Annotated in this window: 9 protein-coding genes and 2 riboswitches; of the genes, 6 read left to right on the top strand and 3 right to left on the bottom strand. The window is 57.6% G+C overall.

Features of this window, described 5'->3' with window-relative positions:
- Window positions 1-95: 95 nt before the first annotated feature.
- Window positions 96-689, bottom strand: coding sequence for a serine O-acetyltransferase EpsC (gene epsC, locus HMPREF2681_RS01655; RefSeq protein ID WP_016421365.1), 594 nt, complete (start codon window positions 687-689; stop codon window positions 96-98).
- A gap of 115 nt (window positions 690-804) precedes the next feature.
- Window positions 805-1,737 (bottom strand): cysteine synthase A, encoded by a 933-nt coding sequence (gene cysK, locus HMPREF2681_RS01650; RefSeq protein WP_070545808.1) that lies wholly within the window; start codon window positions 1,735-1,737, stop codon window positions 805-807.
- 303 nt (window positions 1,738-2,040) lie between these two features.
- Window positions 2,041-2,310: riboswitch (cobalamin riboswitch) on the top strand.
- A 66-nt stretch (window positions 2,311-2,376) separates the two neighbouring features.
- Between cysK and HMPREF2681_RS01645 the strand changes: the two genes are divergently transcribed.
- The 5 genes from HMPREF2681_RS01645 to ramA all read left to right on the top strand — a co-directional run bounded on the left by HMPREF2681_RS01645 (window position 2,377) and on the right by ramA (window position 6,900).
- Window positions 2,377-3,159 carry an energy-coupling factor ABC transporter permease gene (locus HMPREF2681_RS01645; RefSeq protein ID WP_049190264.1) on the top strand — a complete coding sequence of 261 codons (783 nt, stop codon included), beginning with the start codon at window positions 2,377-2,379 and terminating at the stop codon, window positions 3,157-3,159.
- Window positions 3,160-3,197: 38 nt separating this feature from the next.
- Window positions 3,198-3,575 (top strand): energy-coupling factor ABC transporter substrate-binding protein, encoded by a 378-nt coding sequence (locus HMPREF2681_RS01640; protein WP_049173058.1) that lies wholly within the window; start codon window positions 3,198-3,200, stop codon window positions 3,573-3,575.
- Window positions 3,572-4,309, top strand: coding sequence for a cobalt ECF transporter T component CbiQ (cbiQ, locus tag HMPREF2681_RS01635; RefSeq protein ID WP_049190262.1), 738 nt, complete (start codon window positions 3,572-3,574; stop codon window positions 4,307-4,309). Before HMPREF2681_RS01640 ends, cbiQ begins: the two co-directional genes overlap by 4 nt.
- Before the next feature lie 2 nt (window positions 4,310-4,311).
- On the top strand, window positions 4,312-5,136 hold the full coding sequence (locus tag HMPREF2681_RS01630) for an energy-coupling factor ABC transporter ATP-binding protein (protein WP_049190261.1): 825 nt from the start codon (window positions 4,312-4,314) through the stop codon (window positions 5,134-5,136).
- A gap of 194 nt (window positions 5,137-5,330) precedes the next feature.
- Window positions 5,331-5,588: riboswitch (cobalamin riboswitch) on the bottom strand.
- Between the two features lie 475 nt (window positions 5,589-6,063).
- A complete protein-coding gene (gene ramA / locus HMPREF2681_RS01625; RefSeq protein WP_005511953.1) occupies window positions 6,064-6,900 on the top strand; it encodes an acetate metabolism transcriptional regulator RamA in 837 nt (278 codons plus the stop codon).
- 71 nt (window positions 6,901-6,971) lie between these two features.
- Here the strand turns inward: ramA and HMPREF2681_RS01620 are convergent, their stop codons facing one another.
- On the bottom strand, window positions 6,972-7,571 hold the full coding sequence (locus HMPREF2681_RS01620) for a cob(I)yrinic acid a,c-diamide adenosyltransferase (protein ID WP_049173053.1): 600 nt from the start codon (window positions 7,569-7,571) through the stop codon (window positions 6,972-6,974).
- 47 nt (window positions 7,572-7,618) lie between these two features.
- Here HMPREF2681_RS01620 and murA point away from each other — a divergent pair, with 47 nt between their 5' ends.
- A complete protein-coding gene (murA, locus tag HMPREF2681_RS01615) occupies window positions 7,619-8,881 on the top strand; it encodes a UDP-N-acetylglucosamine 1-carboxyvinyltransferase (protein ID WP_224783814.1) in 1,263 nt (420 codons plus the stop codon).
- Window positions 8,882-9,066: the final 185 nt, after the last annotated feature.

Here is a 9,066-nt window from a genome sequence, read left to right as displayed (position 1 = left end):
GCCGAGCGGACACACTTTTTGCTACTTAACCCGCTGCTCACGATAGCAAGAGCAGCCGGTCGGCTTATGTATGTAGAACTAGTTTTAGGGTCGAGCTAGATGAAGTCCCCGTCACCCTGGACGTACACCGCCGGATCGCACAACGGCTTGTGTTCGCCGGGCTTGGCAGGGCGTACGCGGCCCGGAATTCCTATCACGATGGAATCGGGTGGGCAGCTGTGGGTGACCACGGAGTTGGCGCCAATCGACGAGCCAGCACCAATTGTGATCGGGCCAAGGACTTTCGCGCCTGCCCCGACGGTGACGTTGTCCTCCAGAGTTGGGTGGCGTTTTACCTTCTCCAGTGAGCGGCCGCCGAGTGTCACGCCGTGGTAGAGCATGCAGCCGTCACCAATCTCTGCAGTTTCACCAATGACGATGCCCATGCCGTGGTCGATGAAAAACCTCCGGCCAATTTGAGCGCCCGGGTGAATCTCAATACCAGTCAGCCAACGGGAAAACTGTGCGAGTACTCGTGCAATGCCCTTGAAAATCCCGCCTCGTTTCCAGAGGCGGTGCGAGAATCGGTGAATCCAGATTGCGTGTAGACCGGAGTAGACAATGGCATTTTCTACATCACTGCGAGCAGCTGGGTCATGCGCACGGGCATTGTCCAGATCCTCTTTGAGGATTCGGAAAAAGTCACTCATGGGCGTCAATTCTATCTGGTCGGAAGTGTCGGCAATGCAAAAACCCGCTTGCCGGCGGAAAGTGCCAGCTAGCGGGCTCTGCAGAGAAGGTTACGGGCGCTTATAGCGCTTGGTTTTAGTCGCGCAGGTCCTCGTACAGGATGGAGGAGACGTAGCGCTCGCCGAAGTCAGGGACAATCACGACGATATTCTTGCCCTCAGCCTCCGGGCGGGCTGCAATCTCGAGAGCAGCCTTGATGTTTGCACCGGCGGAAATGCCGCCGAGGATGCCCTCGGCTGCAGCGACCTTGCGGGAGACCTCAATAGCGTCCTCGTTGGTAACCGCAATAATCTCGTCGAGAAGCTCCTGATCGAGAACCTCTGGGACAAAGTTTGCGCCCAGGCCCTGAATCTTATGCGGGCCGGCGGTGCCCTCGGTCAGCAGTGGGGAGGCCTTCGGCTCAACGGCCACCAGCTTGATGTCCGAGTTGTGCTTCTTCAGCGTGCGACCAGCACCGGTAATGGTGCCGCCGGTGCCGACACCAGCCACGAAGTAATCAACCTTGCCGTCGGCAGCTTCCCAGATTTCTTCACCAGTGGTTGCCTCGTGGATAGCCGGGTTGGCCGGGTTGGCGAACTGGGAAGCCAGGATTGCATTGTCGGTGTTAGCCACGATTTCGTTGGCCTTATCGACAGCACCGCGCATACCATCTGCGCCCGGGGTGAGTACAAGCTCAGCGCCGAATGCGCGCAGAACGACGCGGCGCTCCTGGCTCATGGTGTCCGGCATAGTGAGAATGACCTTGTAACCGCGGGCTGCGCCGACCATTGCCAGCGCGATACCGGTGTTGCCCGAGGTACCCTCGACGATGGTTCCGCCCGGCTTGAGCTCGCCAGAGCGCTCGGCGGCATCGATAATTGCGTTGCCGATGCGGTCCTTGACCGAGTTGGCAGGGTTGTAAAACTCCAGCTTGGCAATCACGTTGCCCGGCAGGCCCTCGGTAATACGGTTGAGCTTAACCAGCGGGGTGTTGCCGATCAGTTCAGTGACATCGTTATAAATAGTCATTAATCTTATCCATTCCGGAAATCACAGAGGACTTCCTAATGAGTTTTCGCGTGTAGCCGTAGTGTACGCCTGATCCTGCAATTAGTACAGACCAGTTCGTCTATTTTATGGCTTGCGTAGGGAAGTGGAAGCTGTCAGTTCCGGTGCCGCCACCGTCATAGTCGCCGCGGCCGGCGCCGTCGCAGTCGCACCGCTATTTTCGCAATGCCCCTGCTATTGCCACGTTAACGCTGTCTCATTGCCTCGCTCGTCCTTACCTCCATTGTGAGGGTAAAGAGCATTAAAGTTTCTTAGAATCCACTATTCTGAGACGTGATTTACAGTGCACGGGAATGCCTTGTGAATAGGCAGCGGCCCTCGCCACTGTGATTGGGTGCGATTGCGGCCCTTATCTGCACAGCGGTTATATGTGATAACCGAAAAACGCAGACAATGGACTCAGCGATTGCGGTGCTTCGTCGAAGCCACTCAGAGGGACTCAAACCTTTGGGGAAGGAGGCGAGGCATTAATAGAAGTGTGAAGCTTTCCTCAGCCCATCAGCCAGGAGACCGACTGTAAATCATCCAATTCGCGTCCGCGGATTGGCGGTCGAGCGGTGCTGTCGAGGTGAATAGCGCCGTAGAAAGATGATTTACATCATGCATATTGCTGAGGGATTTCTCCCAGTCACTCATTGCATTGGGTGGGGTGTAGCTGCCGCTCCCTTTGTCATTCACGGCGCAATTCAAGTCAAGCGCACTATGAAAGAACATCCCGGTAGCGGCATGCTGCTCGGTGCTGCTGGTGCGTTTACCTTCGTGCTCTCCGCAATCAAGATTCCATCTGTGACGGGTTCCACTTCGCACCCGACAGGTACAGGTTTTGGTGCTGTAATCTTCAAACCTCCGGTGATGGCGCTGCTTGGCTCCATCGTGTTGCTCTTCCAAGCAATCTTGCTCGCTCACGGCGGCATTACGACGCTCGGTGCGAACATCTTCTCCATGGCAATCGTCGGCCCGTGGGTTGGCTACGCCTTCTACGTATTGACTCGAAAGCTCGGCGGAGGCCTACTACCAGGTGTGTTTATGGCAGCGTTCTTCGCTGACCTCTCCACCTATGTTGTGACCTCCGTGCAGCTCGCTCTTGCACACCCGGCAAACCCGGGCGGTGTCGGCGGCGCTCTGGCTACATTCCTCGGCCTGTTCGCTATCACGCAGATTCCGCTGGCGATCATCGAGGCTCTGGTCACCGTCATTCTCATGCGCACCCTGCTGGCCGTGGCACATTCTGAGCTCCTCGATCTCGGCTTCCTGTCCCGCTTCGGTGATGCGCCAGCACCGGCGCTGGAGGCGAAAGCTGCAGAAGCCACGGCTGACGCTGTTGCAGGATCTGTCACTTCGCAGAATGCGGCAGCTGCATCCGTATCTGGCCAGAAGCAGTAGCCGTCGTCAAGCGAAAAGAAGCGAAAGAGAGCACGATTATGAATGCAAAAAACAACGCGCAGATTGTCGACGCACAGGCAGCTAGCCAGCCGAAGAAGAACTCCGTGTGGGTCAGCGTTGGTCTCATTGTCCTGGTAGTCGTAATTGCCATGTTCCCGCTGTTCTTCAACTACGGGGACGACGACGCCGAGGAGCCGTTCGCCGGCACTGATGCCACCGCTACGGAGACAATTCAGGAAATCGACCCGAACTACGAGCCGTGGTTCGAGCCACTCGTCGGCGAGCTGCCGGGTGAGGTCGAGTCGGGTCTGTTCGCGCTCCAGGCCGTTATCGGTGCTGGCGTCCTGTTCTACGTTATTGGCTTCTACCGAGGGAAGGCTGCTGCGCGTTCGGACAAGCGCGAGAAAGAGCAGTGAATGCGCTAGAAGCTGCAGCGGCGCGCAGCGCTTGGGCACGCCGCAACGTGGGTGAAAAGATTCTGCTGCTCGGTGGGCTGCTGATTCTGGCGGTTGCGCTACCGCCAATTCCCTTTGCGCCTGTCATTGCGGTCATTGCTTGGTCTATTGCGTACATAGCCCGAGTGCCCCGCAAGCTGTATGTGGCAATGGTGCTGGCACCGGCGGCTTTTGTGCTCGTCGGCGCGTTTCCGCTTTTGGTAGCGCTTACTCCCGACGGTCTCGCGTGGTCGCCGGATGGCCCGCAGCGAATGGCGCAGGTTGTGATGCGTTCGTTTGCGGGTATCAGCTGCACGATGGTCTTTGCGCTGACCACTCCGATTTCGGAGCTCATTGCCTGGCTCGACAAGCACGGCTTGCCGCGATACTTGACGTACCTCGCCGAGGTGATTTACCGGATGACCGGCGTGCTGATTCACTCCGCACACTCGATGACGGAAGCGCAAGCACGACGCTTGGGACACTCCACGCGCCGGGCGATGATCCGAGATGTAGCGGCACAGTCCGCCAGCCTCTTTGTAATTGCCTTTACCCGCGCGCGCAAGATGCAAGAGGGAATCGAGCTGCGCGCCGATCCGAGCGCAATGAAAGTACTGGTGATTTCGCGGCCCAGGCAGCCGAAGTTCATCGCGATATCCAGTGCATTACTTTTGTCGTTGATTGCGGCCTGGGCGCTGCTGAAATGGGGTGTATAGGGATGTCGAGCAGCAGGAAAAATCGCGCTGATCACGTACATGGTGCCAACGGTGTCATTGTCGAAGCGGCTGCAGTTACATACGCTTACGACGAAACCCACGTTCTGAAAGGCGTGGATCTGGCAATTTCGGGTGGCGAGCGCCTAGCGCTGTTGGGGGCAAACGGTTCGGGCAAGTCCACGCTGTTGCGTATGCTCGCGGGAGCGTCTAAGCCCAATAGTGGTGAGGTCCGCCTTGACGGCACCGTCTACACGTACTCCCGGCACGGCCGCAATGCGGTCCGTCGCTCAGTGCAGATGGTCACGCAGGATCCGGATGAGCAAATCTTCGCGGCTAGCGTGTTTGCAGACGTCTCGTTCGGTCCCGTCAACCTGGGGCTTAAGAACGAGGAAGTCGAACGGCGCGTCCGGCAGGCTCTAGGTACCGCCGAGATCACCGATCTCGCCGAACGCGTTCCGCACCAGCTTTCCTATGGTCAGCGCAAGCGCGTCGCTCTCGCTGGTGCGCTGGCGATGCATCCGCGTGTGCTGCTTCTCGACGAGCCCTCCGCCGGCCTCGATCCGCAGGCGACCCGAAAGCTTGCACACACGCTCAATCAATTGCGCGATCAGAGCACTGCCGTCGTCGTCGCCACGCACGACATCGACTTCGCGTGGAATTTCGCCGATAGGGCAGCGGTGCTTGCCGACGGCAAACTGCGCGTCGGCGCCAAGGAAGAAATTTTGGCCGATCGACGGTTGGTCGAACATGCTCGACTGGCTTTGCCCTGGGCGCCCGTGGTCTCCAAGGCGATTGGGCGAGATGTGTGCCATCCAGAGGATGTTTAGGCGAGTGGCTTGGTTGGTGAATAGCTCATCGATATGTGCAGCTAAACCGCGCTAAAAATGAGAAAAACGCCCGCGGGCAGGGCGTAATGCCTATGAAAATAGGCCTAGAAATATAGGCGAAGCTGTCGCATTTCTTCGCTTCCATTTCACGTCACACCTGTCCGCGGGCGATCTCCGTGGCCGTGACACTTTGCAGTGCCCTCGGCGCATCAGGCAGGTATTCGGACTTTCTGGCGTGACCGACAATAAGGGGATGACGACTGCCGCAAGCTTCAATGCTTACGTGCAGATCCTTATTATCAATTTTCCTACTTTTCGCCGCTTCCCAAGGTTGAAATAACCTCAGTGCCGTTGGCGAATTTTGTTCCAGATTACCGCTGCGGGACAGTTCCGGAATTGCACCGGATTCCCTCTTGCGTTTGCTGTGCACCACCTTCGGACAACCACGTGGAGGACGTAGCATTGAAAGTGGAACTCAACAAAACCTGTTGCATGTATGACAATAGCGCACGATGCAAAATAAGCGAAGGTCTTTTTCGAAAATGTCCGCATTGGGGGTAAAACGCCGTTCATTACCCTCTGTTATTAACATTCACGCAGTTTGTTAGCGGAAAAATAGCTACCCCCTGCCTTGTATTTATTCGGCCGAGGCGGGGCTAATGACAGGATTTATCCTGGTATTTTCTTTACGTACTTGTAGAGAAACCTAGTTGTTTCCTAAGATTGTGTGACGGATGCCTTAATGCAGGTGTACCCGTTCGGAGGGTACTATCTACTTTGTACGGTTTACAGCCCCCGAAAGGGTCAGTGGCCGCTGAGCGGTAGTTGGCCATTTCGTAGGAGTGTAAGTCGGCGCGAAGTCACAGGCTGATGGTGCCTCTGTGGGTGCCAGTGAAGCAATTTGCCCGTTACGCAGGAGGACGCGAGATGGATCCCCACCGCATTCTGGACGACAATGAGGTTATTAAGTCGTCCTTGGTCGCCCTAAAGAATGCGACTGGTATTCCGGTCACAATGTATGCGGAAGTCACCGATAACTCTAAGATGCAGATCAACAACTGGGTTGGCCTGCGTACTCCGGCCCTGCAGAATCTGACTGTGGAATCGGGTGCGGGTGTCGGTGGTCGCGTGTTGGCCACGCGCCGCCCGGTGGGTGTCAGTGACTACCTGCGCGCCAAGGTTATTACCCATGAGTATGACGACAAGATTCGTGACGAAGGCCTGCACTCGCTGGTCGCCGTGCCGGTGATCGTTTCGCGTCTTGTCCGTGGCGTGCTCTACGGTGGCGTGCACTCCTCGGTGCGCCTGGGGGACAAGGTTCTTGAAGAGGTCACAATGACCGCCCGTTGCCTGGAGCAGGACCTCGCTGTCGTCGATGCCTGCCGCAACATGGATCGTTCTGGCAACGGTAAGGGCGGCCGCATCATGAATGGCGCTGAGTGGGAGCAGGTTCGTTCCACGCACTCCAAGCTGCGCATGCTCGCTAACCGTGTGGATGACGAGAAGCTGCGCCAGGAACTCGAGGTGCTCTGTGACCAGATGGTCACCCCGGTTCGCGTCAAGCAGACCACCAAGCTGTCGGCTCGTGAGCTCGATGTTCTCGCCTGTGTCGCCCTCGGTCACACCAACGTCGAGGCCGCAGAGGAAATGGGCATCGGTGCCGAGACGGTTAAGTCCTACCTCCGCTCCGTAATGCGCAAGCTGGGCGCCCATACTCGCTACGAGGCCGTCAACGCGGCCCGTCGCATCGGCGCACTGCCGTAAACCGCTTGACGACGGTTCCTTTGCGCCCAAACCCGCGGGTATTGGGGTAGTCAGTTCTGCTACTTGCTCCGCTACTTACCCCCTGCTTGCCGCTGGGCTTCGCGCTCACCACCGGGGATCCACTTAACGTCGTTTCCGTCATTGGCCACTCTCGAAAGAATAAACAACAGGTCAGACAGGCGATTGAGATACTTCGCCGGTAGGACTGAGGTGGTTTCGGGAAATTCGCGGCAGGCAGCCCATGCTGCACGCTCGGCTCGGCGAGTAATCACCCGAGCTGTGTGTAGCAGTGCTGCGGCTGGTGTGCCTCCCGGGAGGATGAAGGAATCCAGTTTCGGCAGTTGTTCATTGAATTGGTCGCACCAGTGCTCGAGTCGCTCGATGTAATCCGGCTCGATACGCAACGGCGGGTACTTCGGGTTTTCTTCAATAGGTGTTGCCAGGTCGGCTCCGGCATCAAATAGGTCATTCTGCACGTAGCGAATGACAGCCGAGATTTCGTCGTCAAGCGTGCCGAAACTGAGCGCCTGGCCGAGTGCGGCGTTGGCCTCCTCGCACGTGGCGTAGGCGATAAGGCGAGAATCATCCTTGGGAACGCGGCTGAAATCGGATAATCCAGTGGTGCCGTCGTCGCCGGTGCGAGTGTAAATGCGAGTTAGATGAACGCTCATAGCTTCAAGCCTAAGCGCGATATTGCGAAATGTGGTTGGCTGGGGGAGTGGGAAATGAGCGATTTCTGGTTAAAGGCGGAGCGACGCTAAATGGTCAGGTTCAGATTTCCGGGGCGAAGAACTCGGTTCTGAAACTGATGGGTGCGGCGCTTCTCGCCGAGGGCACGACAGTACTGACGAACTGCCCTGAAATTGACGACGTGCCATTGATGCAAAAAGTCCTCGAAGGTCTCGGCTGCTCCGTGACGCGCGAGGGCGACCGGATTGAAATCACGGTGCCCGAAGAACTCTCGCATCACGCTGACTTCGATGCCGTGCGCCAGTTCCGCGCTTCGGTCTGTGTGCTCGGGCCGCTGACGGCGCGTACCCGTAACGCGATTGTCGCACTGCCCGGTGGTGACGCTATTGGTTCCCGCCCGCTGGACATGCATCAGGCTGGCCTGGAGAAATTGGGAGCACGCACCTATATTCACCACGGTTGCGTGGTGGCTGAGGCGGGGCGACTCAAGGGGGCGAACATCAAGCTGGACTTCCCGTCCGTCGGCGCGACCGAGAATATTCTGACCGCGGCCGTACTAGCGGAAGGTACGACTGTGCTGGATAACGCCGCCCGTGAGCCCGAAATTGTCGACCTGTGCGAGATGCTCGTGGAGATGGGCGCCAAGATTTCGGGTGCGGGATCTAACACCATCACGGTTGAGGGCGTAGAGAAGCTGCACCCGACTGAGCACAAGGTTGTCGGCGACCGAATTATCGCAGGGACCTGGGCTTATGCTGCAGCGATGACCGGCGGCGATATTACGGTCGTTGGCATTAACCCTAAGTACCTGCACCTTCCTCTGGAAAAACTGAAGAACGCAGGCGCTCAGGTCGAGACCTACCCGCAGGGCTTCCGCGTGCGTATGGACAGGCGTCCGCAGGGTGTGAACTATCAAACGCTGCCATACCCAGGCTTTCCGACGGACATGCAGCCCATGGCCATTGCTCTGTCCGCGGTGTCCGAAGGGACGTCAGTGCTTACCGAGAACGTTTTTGAGTCGCGCTTCCGGTTTGTCGACGAGATGATTCGCCTCGGCACGGACGCGACTATCGATGGCCACCACGTGATGATTCGCGGAAAGAAAACGCTGAGTTCCGCACCTGTGTGGTCTTCGGACATTCGCGCCGGAGCGGGACTAGTGCTTGCTGGGCTGTGTACTGAAGAAGGTGACGTCACTGAGGTGCACGATGTCTATCACATCGACCGTGGCTACCCGGGCTTCGTAGAGACACTCAATTCTCTTGGCGCTTCTGTTGAACGGGTTAGCTAGTGATTGTTGGCCTCTGGTCAATGGCTAACGGCTAAGCGCACGGTGCTAGTTAAACGCGCGGTGCGGAAAACCATCGCAAGTCTTCGGTTCTGGATGCTTCAGAACCGTAAGGAGTGATTCTCCTGTGGTGGCTTGTGGTGGTTTTCGCTATTTTACCTGGGGTTTTGTGTCTTTGGGTGGGGTGT

It is taken from the genome of Corynebacterium sp. HMSC064H12 (assembly GCF_001809925.1).
GTDB classification, from domain to species: Bacteria; Actinomycetota; Actinomycetes; order Mycobacteriales; family Mycobacteriaceae; genus Corynebacterium; species Corynebacterium jeikeium_D.
This window is presented reverse-complemented; position numbering and strand designations above follow the sequence as displayed.

Excerpts from the sequence above, each read along its gene's own strand:
- epsC (WP_016421365.1), bottom strand. The coding sequence starts at position 689 with ATGAGTGACTTTTTCCGAATCCTCAAAGAGGATCTGGACAATGCCCGT.
- cysK (WP_070545808.1), bottom strand. The coding sequence starts at position 1,737 with ATGACTATTTATAACGATGTCACTGAACTGATCGGCAACACCCCGCTG.
- HMPREF2681_RS01645 (WP_049190264.1), top strand. The coding sequence starts at position 2,377 with ATGCATATTGCTGAGGGATTTCTCCCAGTCACTCATTGCATTGGGTGG.
- HMPREF2681_RS01640 (WP_049173058.1), top strand. The coding sequence starts at position 3,198 with ATGAATGCAAAAAACAACGCGCAGATTGTCGACGCACAGGCAGCTAGC.
- HMPREF2681_RS01630 (WP_049190261.1), top strand. The coding sequence starts at position 4,312 with ATGTCGAGCAGCAGGAAAAATCGCGCTGATCACGTACATGGTGCCAAC.
- ramA (WP_005511953.1), top strand. The coding sequence starts at position 6,064 with ATGGATCCCCACCGCATTCTGGACGACAATGAGGTTATTAAGTCGTCC.
- HMPREF2681_RS01620 (WP_049173053.1), bottom strand. The coding sequence starts at position 7,571 with ATGAGCGTTCATCTAACTCGCATTTACACTCGCACCGGCGACGACGGC.